Origin of the sequence: Bacillus sp. N13C7, assembly GCF_026790065.1 — a bacterium.
Taxonomy (GTDB): Bacteria; Bacillota; Bacilli; order Bacillales; family Bacillaceae; genus Bacillus.
The window spans coordinates 34,018-55,901 of sequence record NZ_JALAMO010000011.1 but is presented as its reverse complement, the minus strand read 5'-3'; the positions used below and the strand labels follow the sequence as shown (position 1 = coordinate 55,901).

At 45.9% G+C, this 21,884-nt stretch carries 21 protein-coding genes and 1 riboswitch; of the genes, 20 read left to right on the top strand and 1 reads right to left on the bottom strand.

Translation table 11 applies throughout. The features are described from left to right. Nucleotides 1-268 precede the first annotated feature (268 nt). From ylyA to sirC, 20 genes are all read left to right on the top strand, one after another. Entirely contained in the window at nt 269-643 is a 375-nt protein-coding gene (gene ylyA, locus MOB98_RS13575) for a sporulation-related RNA polymerase-binding protein YlyA (protein ID WP_268362003.1), read from the top strand. 102 nt (nt 644-745) lie between these two features. Next, the gene (gene lspA, locus MOB98_RS13570) at nt 746-1,210 is read left to right on the top strand and encodes a signal peptidase II (RefSeq protein ID WP_268362000.1); all 465 of its coding nucleotides are present in this window, start codon (nt 746-748) and stop codon (nt 1,208-1,210) included. Nucleotide 1,211: 1 nt separating this feature from the next. After that, nucleotides 1,212-2,123 (top strand): RluA family pseudouridine synthase, encoded by a 912-nt coding sequence (locus MOB98_RS13565; protein ID WP_268361998.1) that lies wholly within the window; start codon nt 1,212-1,214, stop codon nt 2,121-2,123. 181 nt (nt 2,124-2,304) lie between these two features. Continuing rightward, nucleotides 2,305-2,850, top strand: a complete 546-nt coding sequence (gene pyrR, locus MOB98_RS13560) for a bifunctional pyrimidine operon transcriptional regulator/uracil phosphoribosyltransferase (RefSeq protein ID WP_268361996.1) — start codon at nt 2,305-2,307, stop codon at nt 2,848-2,850. Nucleotides 2,851-3,023: 173 nt separating this feature from the next. Further along, nucleotides 3,024-4,331 carry a uracil permease PyrP gene (pyrP, locus tag MOB98_RS13555; RefSeq protein ID WP_268367109.1) on the top strand — a complete coding sequence of 436 codons (1,308 nt, stop codon included), beginning with the start codon at nt 3,024-3,026 and terminating at the stop codon, nt 4,329-4,331. 145 nt (nt 4,332-4,476) lie between these two features. After that, nucleotides 4,477-5,391, top strand: coding sequence for an aspartate carbamoyltransferase catalytic subunit (locus MOB98_RS13550; protein WP_268361991.1), 915 nt, complete (start codon nt 4,477-4,479; stop codon nt 5,389-5,391). Continuing rightward, the gene (locus MOB98_RS13545) at nt 5,375-6,661 is read left to right on the top strand and encodes a dihydroorotase (RefSeq protein ID WP_268361989.1); all 1,287 of its coding nucleotides are present in this window, start codon (nt 5,375-5,377) and stop codon (nt 6,659-6,661) included. The genes MOB98_RS13550 and MOB98_RS13545 overlap by 17 nt, the downstream gene beginning before the upstream one ends. Next, complete coding sequence (locus MOB98_RS13540; RefSeq protein WP_268361986.1) at nt 6,658-7,752, top strand: carbamoyl phosphate synthase small subunit; 1,095 nt, start codon at nt 6,658-6,660, stop codon at nt 7,750-7,752. The genes MOB98_RS13545 and MOB98_RS13540 overlap by 4 nt, the downstream gene beginning before the upstream one ends. Beyond that, on the top strand, nt 7,737-10,952 hold the full coding sequence (gene carB / locus MOB98_RS13535; RefSeq protein WP_268367108.1) for a carbamoyl-phosphate synthase (glutamine-hydrolyzing) large subunit: 3,216 nt from the start codon (nt 7,737-7,739) through the stop codon (nt 10,950-10,952). The genes MOB98_RS13540 and carB overlap by 16 nt, the downstream gene beginning before the upstream one ends. Continuing rightward, nucleotides 10,949-11,719 (top strand): dihydroorotate oxidase B electron transfer subunit, encoded by a 771-nt coding sequence (gene pyrK / locus MOB98_RS13530; protein ID WP_268361983.1) that lies wholly within the window; start codon nt 10,949-10,951, stop codon nt 11,717-11,719. The genes carB and pyrK overlap by 4 nt, the downstream gene beginning before the upstream one ends. Beyond that, nucleotides 11,719-12,654: a dihydroorotate dehydrogenase gene (locus MOB98_RS13525; RefSeq protein WP_268361980.1), complete on the top strand. Its 936-nt coding sequence runs from the start codon at nt 11,719-11,721 to the stop codon at nt 12,652-12,654. The genes pyrK and MOB98_RS13525 overlap by 1 nt, the downstream gene beginning before the upstream one ends. Then, nucleotides 12,623-13,342, top strand: a complete 720-nt coding sequence (pyrF, locus tag MOB98_RS13520; RefSeq protein ID WP_268361977.1) for an orotidine-5'-phosphate decarboxylase — start codon at nt 12,623-12,625, stop codon at nt 13,340-13,342. The genes MOB98_RS13525 and pyrF overlap by 32 nt, the downstream gene beginning before the upstream one ends. Continuing rightward, nucleotides 13,339-13,971: an orotate phosphoribosyltransferase gene (pyrE, locus tag MOB98_RS13515; RefSeq protein WP_284439654.1), complete on the top strand. Its 633-nt coding sequence runs from the start codon at nt 13,339-13,341 to the stop codon at nt 13,969-13,971. The genes pyrF and pyrE overlap by 4 nt, the downstream gene beginning before the upstream one ends. A 144-nt stretch (nt 13,972-14,115) precedes the next feature. After that, a riboswitch (SAM riboswitch) is annotated at nt 14,116-14,221 on the top strand. A 161-nt stretch (nt 14,222-14,382) separates the two neighbouring features. Then, on the top strand, nt 14,383-15,084 hold the full coding sequence (locus tag MOB98_RS13510; protein ID WP_003238646.1) for a phosphoadenylyl-sulfate reductase: 702 nt from the start codon (nt 14,383-14,385) through the stop codon (nt 15,082-15,084). 11 nt (nt 15,085-15,095) lie between these two features. Next, a complete protein-coding gene (gene cysP, locus MOB98_RS13505) occupies nt 15,096-16,160 on the top strand; it encodes a sulfate permease (protein ID WP_268361973.1) in 1,065 nt (354 codons plus the stop codon). A 48-nt stretch (nt 16,161-16,208) separates the two neighbouring features. After that, nucleotides 16,209-17,357: a sulfate adenylyltransferase gene (gene sat, locus MOB98_RS13500; protein ID WP_268361971.1), complete on the top strand. Its 1,149-nt coding sequence runs from the start codon at nt 16,209-16,211 to the stop codon at nt 17,355-17,357. Nucleotides 17,358-17,369: 12 nt separating this feature from the next. Beyond that, nucleotides 17,370-17,963 (top strand): adenylyl-sulfate kinase, encoded by a 594-nt coding sequence (cysC, locus tag MOB98_RS13495; protein WP_268361969.1) that lies wholly within the window; start codon nt 17,370-17,372, stop codon nt 17,961-17,963. Nucleotides 17,964-18,061: 98 nt separating this feature from the next. Next, the gene (gene cobA, locus MOB98_RS13490) at nt 18,062-18,835 is read left to right on the top strand and encodes a uroporphyrinogen-III C-methyltransferase (protein WP_268361967.1); all 774 of its coding nucleotides are present in this window, start codon (nt 18,062-18,064) and stop codon (nt 18,833-18,835) included. A 1-nt stretch (nt 18,836) separates the two neighbouring features. Then, the gene (sirB, locus tag MOB98_RS13485) at nt 18,837-19,622 is read left to right on the top strand and encodes a sirohydrochlorin chelatase (RefSeq protein WP_268361965.1); all 786 of its coding nucleotides are present in this window, start codon (nt 18,837-18,839) and stop codon (nt 19,620-19,622) included. After that, nucleotides 19,603-20,091, top strand: coding sequence for a precorrin-2 dehydrogenase/sirohydrochlorin ferrochelatase family protein (sirC, locus tag MOB98_RS13480; RefSeq protein WP_268362005.1), 489 nt, complete (start codon nt 19,603-19,605; stop codon nt 20,089-20,091). Before sirB ends, sirC begins: the two co-directional genes overlap by 20 nt. Before the next feature lie 37 nt (nt 20,092-20,128). Here sirC and rqcH read toward each other — a convergent pair whose 3' ends face one another. Further along, nucleotides 20,129-21,841, bottom strand: a complete 1,713-nt coding sequence (rqcH, locus tag MOB98_RS13475; RefSeq protein WP_268358667.1) for a tRNA modification protein RqcH — start codon at nt 21,839-21,841, stop codon at nt 20,129-20,131. Nucleotides 21,842-21,884 lie beyond the last annotated feature (43 nt).

Genomic DNA, 21,884 nt, shown 5'->3' with positions numbered 1-21,884 from the left:
CCGCTTTCATCTTGAATTCTTTGGTATAGTGCTGAAAGTGTTGTCCTTTTCGCGCCATAAAAAATCCCCTCCAAGTATAGTGTAACAGCCACTTTTGAAAAGTGGGCTTTTTACACTGTCTACTTAGAGGGGATAATATCACAAAAGCCGGGCTTTTTTTGTGCCAAGAGTGACATCGTTTAGAATGGCAGGAAAATTCTTATGGGCTTTAGATCATCATTCGCAGGCAACAATATAGGTATTACGTTAAGAGCAGGAGTTGTGATGAATGAATGATCAACTGACCGCAATTTATACGGAACTTCTTCTGATGAAAGAAGAATTACAGTCGAGATTATTTGAGTATTCTTGCTTTCAGGTTTCAACAAACCCGCAAGGAGCAATCAATCATAAACAAAAAGCAACTCTGATCTATCACATTAAAGAAGAGCTTCAAGATGTTCTACTCGCATTGTCCAAAATCGAAAACGGCACATTTGGATACTGTGAAGAAACCGGGGCTCCCATTCCCCTTTCAAAGCTGGCTGTGCTTCCAACTGCCCGCACAGCAAATGATTTTCTTTATTCTGTCCAATTTGAAAAAAAGACGCTCCCGCTGTGGAAATCAACTGATATCGAATATGGACAGGCACTGTACGAATAACAGTGTCTGTCCGGTTTATATGCCTGATATTTCTTTACTCCAGTGCTTTTTATTGATAAAATGCATAATGGATTAAAGTAACCGTAAACTGGAGGAACGTTTGTGCTGTATTATGTAATCGCACTACTTATTATTGCAGCCGATCAATTGACAAAATGGCTTGTCGTTAAGAACATGGACCTTGGACAAAGCATTCCGATCATTGATCAGGTATTCTATATCACCTCCCATCGCAATACGGGTGCTGCATGGGGGATATTAGCCGGTCAGATGTGGTTTTTCTACCTCATTACAACCGCGGTTATTATTGGCATTGTTTATTACATACAGCGTTACACAAAAGGGCAAAGGCTTCTTGGCGTGGCCCTCGGTCTTATGCTTGGCGGTGCCATCGGCAACTTCATTGACCGGGCAGTCAGACAGGAAGTTGTGGATTTTATCCATGTCATTATTGTCAATTATAATTACCCGATTTTTAACATCGCGGACTCTTCACTATGTGTCGGCGTAATGCTTTTATTTATACAAATGCTGTTGGACAGCGGGAAAAAGAAAAAGGAGCAATAGCATGAATCAAATTGATATAACCGCTTCAGAAGAACAAAAGAGCGAGCGGATTGATAAATTTCTGGCATCGGCTGAGAATGATTGGTCGAGAACCCAAGTGCAGCAATGGGTGAAAGACGGACAAGTTGTCGTAAACGGAAGCCCGGTAAAAGCGAATTATAAAATTCAGCCGGGTGATCAGGTGACCGTCACTGTACCTGAGCCGGAAGCACTCGACGTGCTGGCAGAACCGATGGATCTGGATATATACTATGAAGATCAAGATGTGCTGGTTGTCAATAAACCTCGCGGAATGGTTGTACACCCAGCACCCGGGCATCTTACAGGCACACTAGTGAACGGCCTTATGGCACATTGCACGGACCTTTCCGGAATAAATGGCGTGATGCGTCCGGGGATCGTTCACAGGATCGATAAGGATACGTCCGGATTATTAATGGTGGCGAAAAATGATATGGCACATGAGTCACTTGTGAACCAATTGGTCAACAAAACGGTCACGCGGAAATATACGGCGGTTGTCCATGGGCTTATTTCTCACGATGACGGCACAATTGATGCGCCGATCGGACGGGACAAGAAAGACCGTCAAAGCATGACTGTGACGCGTGATGGCAAAAACGCCGTCACTCATTTTCACGTGCTTGAGCGTTTTCAGGATTTTACGTTGGTGGAATGCCAGCTTGAAACAGGGAGAACGCATCAAATTCGTGTTCATATGAAATATATCGGATTCCCATTGGCGGGCGATCCAAAATATGGTCCGAGAAAAACGATCGACTTTAATGGCCAGGCTCTTCATGCGGGCGTTTTAGGTTTTGACCATCCGCGTACTGGAGAATATGTCGAATTTGAAGCGCCGCTTCCTGAGGATATGGCAGAATTAATCGAAAACCTCAGAAAAAACAGTTGACAGTGTGTTTCTTTTCTGAAATAATAAACGAAGCTGAATAGATTCTTTAAAACAGTCCAGAGAGGCTGAGAAGGATAACGGATAGACGGGATGCGTGTATACGCGCGCACCTTGTCCTAAAACCCCTCTATGCTCTGGCAGGAGGGGTTTTTTCTTCTATATGAACTGTGAGGTGTCACCATTGAATCAAAAAGCTGTCATTCTAGACGAACAGGCGATCAGACGGGCGCTGACAAGGATTGCTCACGAAATGATCGAACGCAATAAAGGAATGAATAACTGCATCCTTGTCGGCATCAAGACAAGAGGAATTTACTTGGCAAAACGCCTTGCGGAACGAATCGAGCAGATTGAAGGGAATCCTGTAACAGTTGGAGAAATCGATATTACCCTATACAGAGATGATCTTTCCAAAAAAACGAGCAACGAAGAACCGCTTGTAAAAGGTGCAGATATTCCGGTGGACATCACAGATCAAAAAGTCATTCTCGTTGACGATGTCCTGTACACCGGAAGAACAGTAAGAGCAGGTATGGATGCGCTTGTTGATGTGGGCAGACCTTCCTCCATTCAGCTGGCTGTGCTTGTTGACAGAGGACACAGGGAGCTGCCGATCCGAGCGGATTACATCGGAAAAAACATCCCGACATCGAAGGCTGAAAAGGTTATGGTTCAGCTTCATGAGGTAGATCAAAACGATCTCGTCGCCATTTATGAAAATGAATAATAGATCACCTTTTTAAAGGCAATCCAGAGAGGTTGCAAAGAGGTGCACAACAAAGTCCCGATAGTATTCGGCAGGTCTTTGTATGCCTCTTTGCGTAAAAATAGCAAAGAGGTTTTTTTATACAGTCAATGAGTCATTCTAAAATGAAAGTCAACAATCAGGGGGAAATCATCATGAGTAAGAAAAAAGTAAATTTAGGGGTCAGGGATATCCCAACACCTTTCTCTTGGGTTTCGTTCAGCCTGCAGCATTTGTTTGCTATGTTTGGCTCAACGATTTTGGTTCCGAAGCTGGTCGGAATGAGTCCTGCTGTGGCTTTGGTGACAAGCGGCATCGGTACACTGGCTTACCTGCTTATAACAAAAGGGCAAATTCCGGCGTATCTCGGATCATCCTTCGCTTTTATTTCTCCGATCATACTGGTAAAAGCGACCGGCGGGCCGGGAGCGGCAATGGTCGGGGCGTTTCTTGCAGGGTTAGTGTACGGGCTGATTGCCTTATTGATCAGGCAGCTTGGCACTGGATGGCTGATGAAGATTCTCCCGCCTGTAGTCGTAGGCCCTGTTATAATCGTCATCGGGCTTGGGCTGGCCAGCACTGCGGTAAACATGGCGATGTATGCTGACCCAAACGCAAGTGAATTGGTCTACAGCTTAAAGCATTTCAGTGTTGCAGGAGTTACGCTGGCGATTACAATTATTTGCGCGATTTTCTTACGAGGATTTTTAAGTCTGATACCGGTTTTGATCGGAATTATCGGCGGATACCTGTTTGCCCTTACTCAAGGGATTGTCAACTTCCAGCCGGTTCTTGACGCGAAATGGTTTGCAGTGCCTGAATTTATCATCCCGTTCAAAGACTATACACCGTCGGTAACACTCGGCATCGCAGCAGCAATGGTTCCTGTCGCTTTTGTCACAATGTCAGAGCATATCGGCCACCAAATGGTGCTTAGCAAAGTCGTAGGACAAGATTTCATTAAAAAGCCGGGGCTTCATCGCTCCATTATGGGTGACAGCGTGGCGACAATTCTAGCTTCCCTGATAGGCGGTCCGCCGACAACGACTTACGGGGAAAACATTGGCGTGCTGGCCATCACAAGAGTATTCAGCGTTTTTGTCATCGGCGGTGCGGCAGTGATTGCTTGTTGCTTCGGCTTTATCGGCAAAATCTCAGCGCTGATCAGTTCAGTGCCGTCAGCGGTCATGGGAGGCGTCTCCTTCCTGCTGTTCGGAATTATCGCTTCGAGCGGTCTGCGAATGCTGATTGACAACAAAATTGATTATGAAAACAACAGAAACCTCATTATCACATCGGTTATCCTTGTGATCGGTGTAGGAGGCGCATTTATCCAAGTGTCTCAAGGGGGATTCCAAGTGTCGGGAATGGCGCTTGCCGCAATTGTCGGTGTCATCTTAAACCTGGTTCTTCCGCAGTCGAAGGAAGAGCAGGCAGACACATCTGAACAACATCATATCTAAAACCTTTTAAAGAAAGTCCAGAGAGGCTTGGAAGGGTTATAAGAGAAGGAAGCTTCAATGCTGCCCTCTATTTAACCATACCCCGAGTCTATCTTAGACCGGGGTTTTTTTTCAGCCTTCAAGTTGAAATGAGAGGGGAAAAAACATGAAGCATTTAACGACGATGAGCGAGCTCAGTGTTGAGGAAATTAAAGATTTGCTTCAAACAGCACAAGACCTCCAAAGCGGAAAAACAGACAATCAGCTTACAGGGAAATTTGCAGCAAACCTGTTTTTCGAACCGAGCACGAGAACGCGGTTCAGTTTTGAGGTCGCAGAAAAAAAGCTGGGCATGAATGTGCTTAACCTTGATGGAACAAGCACAAGCGTGCAAAAAGGCGAAACCTTATATGACACCATCAGGACGCTCGAATCAATTGGTGTGGACGTGTGCGTCATCAGGCACAGTGAGGATGAGTATTATCAAGAGCTTGTCAGCCAGGTGAATATCCCGATTCTGAATGCAGGAGACGGATGCGGGCAGCATCCGACACAATCACTGCTTGATTTAATGACGATTTATGAAGAATTCAATTCATTCAGAGGGCTTACCGTCTCCATTCACGGCGATATCAAGCATAGCAGAGTGGCTAGGTCAAATGCGGAAGTGTTGACAAGATTGGGTGCCCGGGTCCTGTTTTCCGGTCCTTCGGAATGGCAGGATGAAGAAAATACATCCGGCACATATGTTTCAATGGACGAAGCAGTTGAGTCTTCTGATGTCGTCATGCTGCTGCGCATTCAAAATGAACGACATCAGTCCGCTGTCAGCCAGGAAGGCTATTTAAACAAATACGGCTTGACTGTAGAACGGGCTGAGCGGATGAAGCAGCATGCGATCATTATGCATCCTGCTCCGGTCAACAGAGGAGTGGAGATTGATGACAGCTTAGTAGAAAGCGGAAAATCAAGAATTTTCAAGCAAATGAAAAACGGCGTATTTATCAGAATGGCAGTGATACAGCGTGCCTTACAAACCAATGTGAAAAGAGGAGAAGCAGCATATGTCATATCTCATTAAAAACGGCTGGATACTGAACGAAAATGGTGAAAAAACAGAAGCGGATATTCGAGTGACAGGAGACACGATCTCCGAAATCGGCAAGCTTGATGCAGGGGATAATGAAACGGTAATTGATGCAAAAGGGTTGCTTGTTTCACCTGGATTTGTTGATCTTCACGTACACTTCAGAGAGCCGGGCGGAGAGAAAAAAGAAACCATTGAAACCGGTGCAAAAGCAGCGGCGCGCGGAGGTTATACAACTGTAGCAGCAATGCCGAATACGCGGCCCGTTCCTGATACGAAAGAGCAAATGGACTGGGTGCAAAACCGTATTAAAGAAACATCCTGCATCAGAGTTCTTCCGTATGCATCCATTACGATCAGACAAATCGGCGATGAGATGACAAACTTTGAAGCGTTAAAAGAAGCCGGGGCATTTGCCTTTACAGATGACGGCGTCGGTATACAGACAGCAGGAATGATGTATGAAGCGATGAAACGGGCAGCCGCAATTGACAAAGCGATTGTTGCACATTGCGAAGACAACTCCTTAATTTACGGAGGAAGCGTACATGAGGGGACATTCTCCAAAGCAAACGGGCTCAACGGCATTCCTTCTGTGTGTGAATCGGTTCATATTGCCCGCGATGTGCTGCTGGCTGAGGCGGCAAACTGCCATTATCATGTATGCCATATCAGCACGAAAGAGTCTGTCAGGGTCGTACGCGATGCGAAAAAAGCGGGAATCAGAGTGACGGCAGAAGTATCACCGCATCATTTGCTGCTTTGTGATGAGGACATTCCTGGGCTGGACACAAATTATAAAATGAATCCTCCGCTCCGCAGCGCAGAAGACAGAGCCGCTTTAATTGAAGGCCTTTTAGACGGAACAATTGATTTTATTGCAACAGACCATGCGCCGCATACAGAAGAAGAGAAAAACACGGAAATGAAGCTGGCGCCATTTGGAATTGTCGGCTTAGAAACAGCATTCCCGCTTCTTTACACAGACTTCGTCAAAAATGGCAGCTGGTCGCTGAAACAGCTGATTGACTACATGACAATCAAGCCATGCGAAGCTTTCGGTCTCCCATACGGAACATTACAAACGGGACAAATAGCTGACATTACATTAATCGATTTAGAAAAAGAAGCAGTCATAGACAAAGAGACATTTTTATCAAAAGGAAAAAATACACCATTCAACGGCATCAGCTGCGCCGGCTGGCCGGTCGCTACAATGGCAGCAGGGAAGCTTGCTTATGAGGAAGGGAGACTTGTCAAATGAAGAGACGATTAGTACTGGAAAACGGAGCGGTATTCGAGGGAGAGGCCTTCGGGAGCTTAGAGCACAGCGTGGGAGAAGTCGTTTTTAACACTGGGATGACAGGCTATCAGGAAATTTTATCTGATCCTTCTTACTGCGGACAGATCGTAACATTAACATACCCGCTTATCGGAAATTACGGCATTAACCGGGATGATTTTGAATCGATTACCCCTTTTGTGAAAGGGCTGATCATCAAAGAATTATGTGAATTGCCTTCCAACTGGCGTTCAGCGTACACATTAGACGAGTATTTAAAAATGAAAAGCATTCCGGGACTGCAGGGAATTGATACAAGAAAGCTGACAAGAATGATCCGCACGGCAGGCGCGCTAAAAGGAACATTCGCTTCACCTGAAGAAGACATCGAAGCAGTGCTGAATAGACTGAACGAAACGGAACTGCCGAGAAATCAAGTATCCCAAGTATCAGCCAAAACAGCATATCCGAGCCCGGGAAGAGGCAAACGCATTGTCTTGGTTGACTTCGGTATGAAACATGGGATCCTAAGAGAGCTAAACAAGCGGAAATGTGACGTCATCGTTGTGCCTTACAACATTACAGCGGAAGAAGTGCTTCAGCTGAAACCGGACGGCATCATGCTTTCTAACGGACCCGGAGATCCGAAAGATGTGCCAGAAGCGATTGAAATGATTAAAGGTGTTCTCGGAAAAGTGCCATTATTCGGAATATGTCTTGGCCACCAGTTATTCGCGCTGGCGTGCGGGGCGAATACTGAAAAAATGAAATTCGGCCACAGGGGCTCAAACCACCCGGTAAAAGAGCTGGCTACCGGAAAGGTCGCCTTAACATCTCAAAACCATGGCTATACAGTGTCATCCATCAGCGAAACAGAACTGGAAGTGACCCATATCGCAATTAACGACGATACGATTGAAGGGCTGAAGCATAAAACATTGCCGGCATTTACGGTTCAATATCATCCTGAAGCCTCGCCTGGTCCTGAGGATGCTAACCATCTATTTGACAGATTCATTGAAATGATCGAAACAACAGAGAAAGAAGGGGAAGCGGTATGCCAAAACGCGTAGACATTAACAAAATTTTAGTAATCGGATCCGGACCAATCATCATCGGACAAGCCGCAGAATTTGACTATGCAGGAACGCAAGCCTGTCTTGCTTTGAAAGAAGAAGGCTATGAAGTCATCCTTGTCAACTCAAACCCTGCCACGATCATGACAGATACAGAAATGGCTGACCGGGTTTACATCGAACCGCTCACACCTGAATTCCTGACACGAATCATCAGAAAAGAACGCCCAGATGCTATTCTTCCCACTCTCGGTGGCCAAACCGGTTTGAATCTTGCGGTTGAGCTTTCAGAAAGAGGCGTCCTGGCAGAATGCGGCGTTGAAGTTCTCGGCACAAAGCTGTCTGCGATTCAGCAGGCTGAAGACCGTGACTTGTTCAGAACACTAATGAATGAGCTGAATGAACCGGTGCCTGAAAGTGAGATCATCCACTCTCTGGAAGAGGCAGAAAACTTCGTCAGCCAAATCGGTTTCCCTGTCATTGTCCGCCCTGCATATACATTAGGCGGAACAGGCGGAGGCATCTGCTCGAATGAAACCGAATTGAAAGAAATTGTTGAGAACGGCTTGAAATTAAGCCCTGTGCATCAATGTCTGCTTGAAAAAAGCATCGCCGGCTATAAAGAAATCGAGTATGAAGTCATGAGAGACAGCCAGGATCACGCCATTGTCGTTTGTAACATGGAAAACATTGATCCAGTCGGAATTCATACTGGAGACAGCATTGTTGTCGCACCGAGCCAAACGCTCAGCGACCGCGAATATCAGCTCTTGCGGAATGTATCGTTAAAGCTGATTCGCGCACTTGGAATCGAAGGCGGCTGTAACGTACAGCTCGCTTTAGATCCAGACAGCTTCCAATACTACATTATTGAAGTAAACCCGCGTGTCAGCCGTTCATCTGCCCTTGCATCAAAAGCGACGGGATATCCTATTGCAAAGCTCGCTGCTAAAATAGCTGTCGGCCTTTCATTAGATGAAATGATGAACCCGGTGACAGGAAAAACATACGCAGCATTTGAACCGGCTCTTGACTATGTCGTATCTAAAATTCCGCGCTGGCCGTTTGATAAGTTTGAATCAGCAAACAGAAAGCTCGGCACGCAAATGAAAGCGACAGGAGAGGTCATGGCGATCGGCCGCACGCTTGAAGAGTCATTGCTGAAGGCTGTACGTTCACTGGAGGCAGACGTGTATCATCTCGAATTAAAAGACGCAGCTGATATTTCCAATGAGCTTCTTGAAAAACGAATTAAAAAGGCCGGTGATGAACGCTTATTCTACTTAGCTGAAGCGTACAGAAGAGGTTACACAGTAGAAGAGCTTCATGAATTTTCCGCTATCGATGTCTTCTTCCTGCATAAGCTGTTCGGAATCGTACAGTTTGAAAAAGAACTGAAGGCGCATGCGGGCGATACGGATGTGCTGAGACGGGCGAAAGAACTCGGATTCTCTGATAAGTACATCAGCCGTGAGTGGAAAATCAAAGAATCGGAGCTTTACAGCTTGAGAAAACAAGCGGGCATCGCGCCGGTATTCAAAATGGTGGATACGTGCGCGGCAGAATTTGAATCAGAAACACCATACTTCTACAGCACATACGAAGAAGAAAATGAGTCTGTCGTTACGGATAAGAAAAGTGTGATCGTACTTGGCTCCGGTCCGATTCGAATCGGCCAGGGTGTTGAGTTCGACTACGCAACTGTTCACTCTGTGTGGGCCATTAAACAAGCAGGCTATGAAGCCATTATTGTCAATAACAACCCGGAAACCGTTTCAACAGATTTCAGTATCTCAGACAAGCTGTACTTTGAACCGCTTACGATTGAAGATGTTATGCACATTATTGACCTCGAACAGCCGATGGGCGTTGTCGTACAATTTGGCGGACAAACAGCGATTAATCTTGCTGACGAGCTTTCTGCACGCGGAGTGAAAATTCTTGGGACTTCATTAGAAGATTTAGATCGTGCGGAAGACCGGGATAAATTTGAACAAGCGCTTGGAGAACTTGGTGTTCCGCAGCCGCTTGGCAAAACAGCGACATCAGTTGATCAGGCAGTAAGCATCGCGAGTGATATCGGCTATCCGGTACTTGTGCGCCCTTCCTATGTGCTTGGCGGCCGGGCGATGGAGATTGTGTATCATGAAGAAGAACTGCTTCATTACATGAAAAACGCAGTCAAAATCAATCCGCAGCATCCTGTATTAATTGACAGATATCTAACGGGGAAAGAAATTGAAGTGGATGCAGTATCTGACGGTGAAACAGTTGTCATACCGGGAATCATGGAGCACATTGAACGTGCAGGCGTTCACTCCGGGGACTCAATAGCTGTTTATCCGCCTCAGTCTCTCACAAATGATATTAAGAAAAAAATTGAACAATACACGATCGCACTAGCTAAAGGATTGAACATTGTCGGTTTGCTCAATATTCAATTCGTCTTATCACAAGGCGAGGTGTATGTGCTTGAAGTGAACCCGAGATCAAGCAGAACTGTACCGTTCTTAAGCAAAATTACGGGTATCCCAATGGCGAATCTCGCAACCAAAATCATTCTCGGTCAAAAGCTGGCTGCGTTTGGCTATACAGAGGGCCTTCAGCCTGAACAGCAAGGTGTATTTGTCAAAGCGCCGGTCTTCTCCTTCGCCAAGCTGAGAAGAGTGGACATTACGTTGGGGCCTGAAATGAAATCAACAGGTGAGGTCATGGGGAAAGATTCGACCCTTGAGAAGGCCCTCTATAAAGCCTTGATTGCTTCAGGCATTCAAATTCCAAACTACGGTTCCGTGCTCTTAACAGTAGCTGATAAGGACAAAGAAGAAGGGCTTGCTATCGCAAAACGGTTCCACGCGATCGGCTACAACATTTTAGCGACGGAAGGAACGGCAGGCTACCTGAAAGAAGCTTCCATTCCAGCGAAGGTCGTCGGAAAAATCGGCCAGGACGGCCCGAACTTGCTTGACGTCATCAGAAATGGAGAAGCACAGTTTGTCATCAATACGCTGACAAAAGGAAAGCGGCCGGCTAGAGACGGATTTAGAATCAGACGTGAATCAGTAGAAAACGGTGTTGCCTGCTTAACATCTTTAGATACGGCAGAAGCGATATTGCGAGTGCTGGAAAGCATGACATTCCGTGCTGATCAAATGCCGGCAGTCAACACAAATCAGGAGGCGGCAGTCACTATATGAAGAAAGCGTATTTGACAGTATGTTCTAACCAGCAAATTGCAGACCGGGTGTATCGAATGGTTCTGAAAGGGGAGCTTGTCCAAGGGTTTACAACCCCCGGACAGTTCCTTCATCTAAAAGTGAGCGAAGCGGTTACGCCTCTTTTGAGAAGACCAATCAGCATCGCCGACGTCAACTTTGAAAAAAATGAAGTGACCATCATTTATCGAGTAGATGGGGAAGGAACAAGGCTCTTGTCGCTGAAGCAGCAGGGAGAGCTTGTGGATGTCCTCGGGCCTTTGGGAAACGGCTTTCCTGTCAATGAAGTCCAACCCGGAAAGACGGCTTTGCTGGTAGGAGGCGGTGTAGGTGTGCCGCCTCTCCAAGAGCTGTCGAAACGCTTGAACGAAAAAGGGGTAAAGGTCATACACGTTTTAGGATTCCAATCGGCAAAGGATGTCTTTTACGAAAAAGAATGCCGGCAGTACGGCGACACATATGTGGCAACAGCTGACGGAAGCTACGGGGAAACCGGGTTTGTCACAGATGTCATAAAACAGAAGAATCTGGAGTTTGACATTCTCCTCAGCTGCGGGCCGACACCGATGCTGAAGGCATTAAAACAGGAATACGCCCATAAAGAAGTTTACCTGTCCATGGAGGAACGAATGGGCTGCGGTATCGGCGCCTGCTTCGCATGTGTGTGCCATACAAATGAAAGTGAGACATCCTACGTAAAAGTATGTCTTGACGGGCCTGTATTTAGAGCTCAGGAGGTGGCGCTGTAATGCTAGAGGTGAAGTTGCCGGGACTTAATTTGAAAAATCCGATCATTCCTGCATCAGGCTGCTTTGGTTTTGGTAAAGAGTTTGCCCGTTTTTATGACTTGTCTTGTCTCGGTGCAATCATGATTAAAGCTACGACAAAGGAGCCTCGCTTCGGGAATCCGACCCCTAGGGTAGCTGAGACTGGCGCTGGAATGCTCAATGCGATCGGTCTGCAAAATCCGGGGCTTGAAAGCGTCTTGCAAAATGAGCTGCCTTGGCTTGAGCAGTTTGATACGCCGATCATTGCCAATGTCGCAGGTTCTCAAGTTGAGGATTATGTTGAAGTTGCAGAGCATATCAGCAAAGCGCCTAATGTTCATGCTCTTGAATTGAACATTTCCTGTCCAAATGTGAAAACAGGCGGAATCGCTTTCGGCACAAACCCTGAAATGGCTGCTGATTTGACAAAAGCGGTAAAAGAGGTTTCAGATGTGCCCGTTTATGTAAAGCTTTCACCGAACGTGGCAAATATCACAGAAATTGCATCAGCGATTGAAGAGGCTGGAGCGGACGGTCTTACGATGATCAACACATTAATCGGCATGAGGCTTGATTTAAAAACAGGCAAGCCGATATTAGCGAATAAAACAGGAGGACTTTCCGGCCCTGCTGTGAAGCCGGTTGCCATTCGCATGGTGTATGAAGTCAGCCAGGCGGTCAATATCCCGATTATCGGAATGGGAGGCGTGCAGGCGGCTGAAGATGCACTGGAGTTTCTTCTCGCGGGAGCAAGCGCGGTCGCTGTCGGAACAGCAAACTTTGTGAATCCTTTTGCATGTCCGGACATTATTGAACAGCTCCCTGCTGTTTTGCGCCAATACGGCTATCAATCAATTGAAGAATGCATCGGAAGGAGCTGGAATCATGAAAAACAACCTGCCCATCATCGCGCTTGATTTTGCATCAGCTGAAGAAACACTTGCATTCTTAGCGCCTTTTCAGCAAGAACCGTTATTTGTAAAGGTTGGAATGGAGCTTTTTTATCAAGAAGGGCCATCTATCATTACACAACTAAAAGAAAGAAATTGCGAGCTGTTTTTAGATTTAAAGCTTCATGACATCCCGACCACTGTAAACAAAGCGATGAAGCGCCTCGCCGGTCTCGGAGTCGACCTCGTCAATGTTCATGCGGCCGGAGGCAAAAAAATGATGCAAGCAGCTCTGGAAGGCTTAGAAGAAGGGACGCCGGCCGGAAAAAAACGCCCGTCACTTATCGCGGTCACCCAGTTGACAAGCACATCTGAACAAATCATGAAAGCTGAATTGCTGATCCAAAAGCCTCTGATCGACACGGTTGTGCACTACAGCAAATTGGCGGAAGAAAGCGGCCTGGATGGAGTGGTCTGCTCGGTTCATGAAGCAGAAGCCATTTATCAGGCGGTATCGCCTTCATTTCTGACTGTCACTCCGGGCATCAGGATGTCAGAGGACGCTGCGAATGACCAAATCCGTGTAGCGACACCTGCAATAGCGAGAGAGAAAGGGTCATCAGCGATTGTAGTAGGCCGCTCGATTACAAAAGCGGCAGACCCAGTAAAAGCCTATGAAGCTGTCAGACTCGAATGGGAGGGAATCAAATCATGAAACAAATCATCGCAAAACATCTATTAGACATCCAAGCTGTATTTTTACGCCCGAACGAGCCATTTACATGGGCAAGCGGCATATTATCGCCAATCTACTGTGACAACCGCCTTACGCTATCTTTCCCGGAGGTCAGAAATGATGTCGCCTCAGGCATCAGCAAGCTGATCGAAGAGCATTTTCCTGAAGCTGAAATGATTGCGGGAACAGCAACTGCCGGTATTCCTCATGCTGCTCTGGCGGCTGACCGATTGAATCTTCCGATGTGTTATGTAAGGAGCAAGCCGAAAGCACACGGGAAAGGCAATCAGATTGAGGGGGCTGTTCAAGAAGGCCAAAAAACGGTCGTCATTGAAGACTTAATCTCAACAGGAGGCAGCGTGCTTGAAGCTGCGGCAGCTTTACAAGCGGCTGGCTGTGAAGTGCTTGGTGTCGTCTCGATCTTTACGTACGGGCTGCCTAAAGCACAGGAAGCGTTTGCGAAGGCGGAACTGCCATACTACTCATTAACTGATTATGATACTTTGACAGAGGTCGCTCTTGAAAACGGAAATATTCATTCGGACGATCTAGAAAAGCTTAAAACGTGGAAACGAAATCCCGAGTCAAAAGATTGGTTTAAAAAATAAAAAATAAATTTTAGTGATGTACAGGGGCGTTAAAGCCTTGCTGTACTTGAAAACAGGCCATCCGGCCTGTTTTTTTATTAATCCTATAAAAAAAGTCGGGTTGACTTATGTTAGAATTGTGCTAAAATTTACTACAAATCTAAAAACTTATCAAGAGCGGCTGAGGGACTGGACCTATGAAGCCCGGCAACCTGCACAGTGTGTAAGGTGCTACCTCCAGCAAAATGAATTCCATTTTGAAAGATAAGGGCGCCATGCAGTTCCTGTCTTTCTTTCCGCCGGATTGAAAGTTTTTTATTTTAAGAGGAAAAAAGGCTGTTTGCATAACACAGCCCGCATCACATTACAATTTGGAAAAGACAACCGGCAGAAAGCTACTGTTTGTTTGTCTCCGAAAGGAGGAAAGAAGAAATGTTAACGTACGATAATTGGGAAGAACCAACCATTACATTTCCGGAAGACGATCCTTATAAAGGAGCGCTGTCAGTTTTAAAGTGGGCATACGGCCATTACGGCAATCAGCTAGTTTATGCCTGCAGTTTCGGAATTGAAGGAATCGTTTTGATTGATTTAATTTATAAAGTGAAAAAAGACGCAGAGATTGTGTTTCTTGATACAGGACTTCATTTTAAAGAAACCTATGAAACGATTGAACGGGTAAAAGAGCGCTATCCGGGCCTTAACATCATCCTGAAAAAACCAGATCTGACCCTTGAGGAGCAAGCCGAAGAATACGGTGACAAACTGTGGGAAAGAGAACCGAATCAGTGCTGCTATCTGAGAAAGGTCGTTCCTTTAAGAGAGGCGCTTTCTGGACATCCGGCTTGGCTTTCCGGCCTGCGCCGCGATCAAGGGCCGAGCCGTGCCAATACGAATTTCTTGAACAAAGATGAAAAATTCAAATCAGTAAAAGTATGTCCGCTTATCCATTGGACTTGGAAAGACATTTGGAGATACACATCTCGTAATGAGCTGGACTACAATCCGCTTCATGATCAAGGATATCCAAGCATTGGCTGCGCGCCTTGCACGGCTCCTGCTTTTACTGCAGAGGATTTACGCTCAGGCAGATGGAATGGTATGGCGAAAACAGAATGCGGACTGCATGAATAAGGAGCTGCAAAATGGAACTAGCCGCTATTTTATTTAGCTTGTTTTTCGCAATGAATATTGGTGCAAGCGGCGCTGCGGCTTCGATGGGAGTTGCTTACGGCTCTGGAGCCATCAAAAAGAAAACCTACGCTTTGATCATATGTGCAGTCGGTGTGCTGGCCGGGGCGGTCATTGGCGGAGGCGAGGTTGTAAAAACCATCAGCTCCGGCATTATCCCCGAGCAGACGATTACACTGCCGATTGTTTGCATCATTATTGGAGCCGCTGCGCTGTCGCTCTTTACGGCTAATCTGCTCGGCATTCCTTTGTCGACAAGTGAAGTAACAGTCGGCGCGGTTGTCGGAGTGGGAGTGGCTTACAAAGTATTGTTTGTGAACAATCTTCTGGTCATTGTGGCGTTTTGGGTTTTTGTCCCGCTGTTTGCTTTCGGCTTTACCTATTTGGTTTCAAAGCTGTTTAGTTTTTTAAAGATTGAAATTAAATCTGCTAAAAAGCAAAAAATCCTCGGCATTGTTTTGTTAGTTGCCGGATTTTTCGAGGCATTCTCTGCCGGCATGAATAACGTGGCCAATGCTGTTGGCCCGTTGGTAGCGGCGGGTGTGCTTGATGTCGCAAAGGGAACCTTGTACGGGGGAGCTTTTGTTGCTCTTGGCGCGCTGTTATTAGGCCGGCGTGTGTTAGAAACAAACGGAAAGAAAATCACGAGATTCTCAAAAGGGGAAGGCATTCTCTTATCCGGTACAGGAGCGGGTCTGGTGATCGTCAGTTCAGTATTTGGGATGCCGGTGCCCTTGGCGCAAGTCACGTCATCGTCTATTATCGGAATAGGCATGGCCAAAAACGGTCCGAACGTGTTCCATAAACAGGTTGTTCAAACGATGCTGAAGGTATGGATTGTATCGCCGTTTTTATCTTTATCGATTTCTTATCTGCTTGTATCATTGTTTTTAAAAGCGGATTATTATTCAATCTTTATCATGGTAAGCGTGCTTTTAGCGGCGGGCGGTGCGGTCAGCCTGACGAAGGCCATACGTAAAGAGAGACGCTCTGTCCACGAACAAGGCGGGGGAATCTGATTATTAATCTGAGTAATTTTATATGTTAAATAGGAGGAGATGGATAGTATGAGCTTAGCACCACACGGAGGAACATTAGTAAACAGAGTAGATGAATCGTATGATGTAAGCAGTATTCAAAAAGAAATCGAACTTGATTTGATTTCTTTTGCAGATTTAGAATTAATCGGAATCGGTGCGTACAGCCCAATCGAAGGTTTCTTTAATGAAAAAGATTACGTATCTGTTGTCGAAAACATGCGTCTTTCTTCCGGTGTTGTCTGGTCTCTTCCGATCACGCTTCCGGTGAACGCGCAAAAAGCAGCGGAACTGTCAGTCGGTGAAACGGTCAAGCTGACGTATGAAGGAGAAACATACGGTGTTATCCAAATTGAAGACCTGTATGTGCCTGACAAACAAAAAGAGGCTGTTAATGTGTATAAAACGGATGATCAGGAACACCCGGGTGTTAAAAAGCTGTTCAGCCGCGGCGATACATATGTCGGCGGACCGATCACATTGATTAAAAAAGCTTCAAAACAGTTCCCAGAGTTTACGTTCGAACCGGCGGAAACAAGACGCCAGTTTGCGGAAAAAGGCTGGGAAACCATTGTCGGTTTCCAAACAAGAAACCCTGTTCACAGAGCGCATGAATATATTCAAAAAACTGCTCTTGAAACAGTAGACGGCTTGTTTTTGAACCCGCTGGTAGGCGAAACAAAATCTGATGACATCCCAGCTGATGTTCGCATGGAAAGCTACCAGGTGCTTCTTAACAATTATTACCCGAAAGAGCGCGTATTTCTCGGTGTCTTCTTAGCGGCGATGCGTTATGCAGGGCCGAGAGAAGCAATTTTCCATGCGCTTGTCAGAAAGAACTACGGCTGCACGCATTTCATCGTCGGCCGCGATCACGCAGGTGTAGGTGACTATTACGGAACATACGAGGCACAGGAGCTTTTTGATACCTTTAAACCTGAAGAACTCGGCATTACACCGCTGAAATTCGAGCACAGTTTCTTCTGTGAAAAATGCGGAAATATGGGAACAGCGAAAACTTGCCCTCATGGCCGAGAGCATCACGTCATTTTATCAGGCACGAAGGTAAGAGGCATGCTGAGAGACGGTGTGCTGCCTCCTGCAGAATTCAGCCGCGCAGAGGTCGTAGAAGTGTTAATCAGAGGGATGAAGAAAAAAGAAGAAGCAGGCGTATCTTAAGGGGGACTGGCAGTGACAAATCGCGATATCGTATGGCATGAAGCCTCTATTACAAAAGAAGAATATCAGAAAAAAAACAAGCACAAAAGCTCCATTCTCTGGCTGACAGGATTAAGCGGTTCGGGCAAATCAACCATTGCCAATGCCGCTGCGAGAGAATTGTTTGAGCAGGGCTATCAGGTGATTGTGCTGGACGGGGATAATATCCGTCACGGCTTAAATAAAGACCTTGGGTTTTCTGATGAAGACCGAAAGGAAAACATCCGCCGAATCGGAGAGGTGGCAAAGCTTTTTGTTCAGCAGGGCACAATTGTCATTACTGCTTTTATCTCACCTTTCCGCGAGGACAGAGAACAGGTACGCCAGCTTGTAGAAGCAGGCGAATTCCATGAGGTATACATTAAATGCGACCTAGATATTTGTGAACAAAGAGATCCGAAAGGGCTCTACAAAAAAGCAAGAAACGGGGAAATTCCGTTCTTCACTGGAATCGATTCTCCTTATGAAGAGCCGGAAGCACCGGAACTTGTTCTTGATTCAGGACAGCATGACCGTGAAGCGTGCAAAAACCAGCTGATCGAGTTTGTCAAACAGCAATTGAGCTAAATATGATCTGCTGTGTTCTTCTCAGATGCCGGAATGCAAGCGAGAATAACATCACAGCGAATGTTCTGGAAGAACTCGAATAGATCGGGGGAAATACGATGGGGAAAGTATATATTGTAGGAGCGGGTCCCGGTGATCCTGATCTGCTGACAATTAAAGCGCTGAAAGCCATTAAAAAAGCTGATGTCATCTTATACGACAGATTAGTAAATAAAGAGATTTTACAATATGCCAAAGAGCAAGCAGACCTGATCTACTGCGGGAAGCTTCCAGATTTTCATACGATGAAGCAAGAAACCATCAATCGGTTTCTTGTAAAGTATGCGCAAAAAGGGAAAACCGTTGTCAGACTGAAAGGCGGAGACCCTTTTGTGTTCGGCAGGGGGGGAGAAGAAGCGGAATGTCTCTCTGAAAACGGAATTCCGTTTGAAATCATCCCAGGTATTACGTCAGGAATTGCGGCAGCCGCTTATGCCGGGATTCCTGTTACTCATCGGGATGCGGGCTCTAACGTCGCTTTTGTAACGGGTCATTATAAAAAAGAAGAAGATTTTGAGGAAAAGTGGAAAGCGCTGGCCACGGGAATTGATACACTTGTCATCTATATGGGTATCAAAAACGTGAAGCAAATCGAAAAAAAACTCCTTGAAAACGGGCGAGACGGTTCTACGCCTGCAGCCTTTATTCACTGGGGAACAACGGACAAGCAAAAATCTGTTTTTTGTACAGTTGACACCCTTTCAGAAACAGTGATAAAAGAAGACATTAAAAATCCGAGTTTAATTGTCATTGGAAATGTTGTAAATTATCACTATAAGCTGGAATGGTTTGAATCTGAACTGAAAAAACAAGATTTAAGCGAGGCGTTGTAAAATGAAACAAGCAATTTTATATGTCGGTCACGGCAGCCGGGTAAAAAAGGCGCAGCAAGAAGCCGCCGCCTTCTTGGAAGGATGCAAGGCGCACATCTCTGCGCCTATACAGGAAATCAGCTTTTTGGAGCTTCAGGAGCCGACAATTGAGACAGGGTTTGAAGCATGTGTAAAGCAAGGCGCCACTCATATTGCAGTGGTGCCTCTGCTTCTTTTAACAGCTGCCCATGCAAAACATGATATACCGGAAGAAATTGCGCATGCTGCATCCCGATATCCTTCAGTCCGCATTTCATACGGAAGGCCGATCGGAATTGATGAGGAAGTAGTCAAAGCTGTATATCATAGAATAAAAGATATAGGTGTTCCGTATGAAAATGCCAGAGTCGTGCTTATCGGGAGGGGCAGTTCAGATCCCGCTGTAAAAAGAGACGTAACCGGCATTGCCAATCTTCTTCAACACATGATTCCGGTCAAGGAAGTCATCCCGTGCTTTTTGACAGCATGCGGCCCGAGTTATAAAGAGATTTTTTCAGAGCTTAAAAAAGATGACGGCATGACAACCTTTGTTGTTCCCTATTTGCTCTTTACAGGTATGCTGATGAATGAAATAGAGCGAGAGGTTCAGGTATTAAAAGCTGAAAATCCGAATGTCTACCTCTCTTCCTATATCGGTTTCCACCCCCATGTGAAAAACGCATTTTTAAACCGTGTGAGAGAAACCGCCGCAAACCATGAGGGGCAATTTGATTTTGACGGAGATTCATATGCTTCCGCTGCACATTAGCCTGGAAAAGAAAAAGGTTGTCATTGCGGGGGGCGGCACCATTGCTCTCAGAAGGCTGAAAACGGTACTTTCTGAGGGAGCTGATATTACGCTTGTCAGTCCAGATGTTGAACCGGAAATCAAGGAGTTGGCAGACAACCGCCGCATCAGATGGGCCAGCCGCACGATTGAAAAAGAAGACTATCTCGATGCTTTTTTGATTATTGCCGCGACGGATAATGCGGCAGTGAACAAAGAAATTGCTCAAACCGCTTCACCTTTTCAGCTTGTCAATTGTGTCAGTGAAGCTGAGCTTGGCAACGTGTACATGCCGAAAATCGTAAAAAGAGGGCATGTTACGGTGTCTGTTTCTACAAACGGAGCCAGTCCAAAGCATACAAAGGAACTGGCTGGAAAAGTGGATGAGCTGATTGACGGCAATTTTGTTGCTGAAGTTGACAGGCTTTATCAAGTGAGAAGAAAGAAATAAGCCAGAGCATTCAATGCTCTGGCTTTTCTTTATGGATTCAGCTTTTTTTCAGCTTGATGACAGTATCAGCATCAGGTGTGACAAAGACGGTGTGCTGGCTGTCATAGGTGACGAAGCCGGGCTTCGCGCCGTTCGGTTTTTTGACATGCCTGATTTTTGTATAATCTACAGGCACTGAACTTGAATCTTTAGCTTTCGAATAATAAGCTGCAATTGTCGCGGCTTCAATGATTGTTTGCTCATCCGGTTCGCTGCTTCTGATCACAACGTGGGAGCCGGGAATATCCTTCGTGTGAAGCCAAATGTCATCTCTGGCTGCTGCTCTTGTCGTTAAATATTCATTTTGTCGGTTGTTTTTACCTACTAAAATCGTCAAGCCCGAAGAGGATTCATATGTTTCTAAAACAGGGTTGTGCGGTTTTTGTTTTTTCTGTCCTTTTTGCTGCTTAGGGCGTAAATATTTACCCTCCACAAGCTCCTCCCTGATTTCGCTGATATCTCGAGGAGAGGCGGACGAAAGCTGCTGAATCAGCTGGTCAAAGTATTCGACCTCTTCCTGTGCCAGCCTGATTTGCTCCTCAACAACTGCGACTGAATTTTTCGCTTTCTGATACCTTGTGAAGTAGGCCTGTGCGTTTTCGGAAGGCGTTTTGTTCGGGTTTAAAGGAATGGTGATGGTTGGACTTTCTTCATCGTAATAGTTGATAACCTCAGCCTGCTTATCACCTTTTTTCAGCATATATAAATTAGCAGTTAAAAGCTCTCCGTATAGCTGAAATTCCTTCGCCTGTTCCGAATACTCCAGTGTTTTCTCTAGTTTTTTGATTTTGTTGGCATTCTTCTTCCGTTCATTGACAACAAACCGTTCAAGGTCCTGGGCCTGCTGCTTAACCCGGTCTCGTTCAGCTTTTCCAAAATAAAAACGGTCAAGCAGCTCACTTAATGAATCAAACCGGCGCGCTTCGCCATTTAGATGAGTCAGCTCCAGCAGATAAAAATAGTCCTTTCCGCTTACAGTCGTAATGTTGGGAATAAAGCGGTGCTCTTTTACTTCAGCAAACAGTTCTAGCAGTGCTTTTGGCAGTGTGACTTTGTTGGTCAGGCCCGCTCTGTGAACCGCTTCTTTGGCAAAAAGCGGAGACACACCCGAAAAGTGGTCGACAATTTGTTTATCCAGCCTTCCTTCTTGAAAACTGAGATGACGTAAAATATCGTCTTCTGTCGCCTCAAGCGGTGAGATTTTGTCCTGGGCCGGCGGAAGCTTATAGCCGTAGCCGGGCAGTACAGTACGGTAGCTGTTCATTGACGGTGATAAATGCTTAAGCCCGTCGATGATCACATTTTCTGCAGCGTCTGTCAAAATGATATTGCTGTGGCGGCCCATAATTTCTACATAAAGCTTTCGAACGGTTTCATCGCCAATTTCGTTCCGGCTTTTAATATGAAAAATCATAATGCGGTCTAAGCCGGCCTGTTCAATTTTCTCAATAAATCCGCCTTCGATATGCTTTCTCAGCAGCATGCAAAACATTGGCGGTTCGCTTGGGTTTTCATAAGCTTGCGTCGTGATATGCACCCGTGAATAGCTCGGGTGTGCCGATAATAATAGTTTTTGGTTTTTTCCGTTGGCACGGATGTGAAAAATCACATCGTGTTTATATGGCTGATGGACTTTTGTAATTCGCCCGCCCATCATTTTCTCATTAAGCTCGTGTGTCATTCCGTATGTAAACATGCCATCAAACGACATATCAAAACACCCTCTCATTCTTCCTGCATTCGATAATTATAGC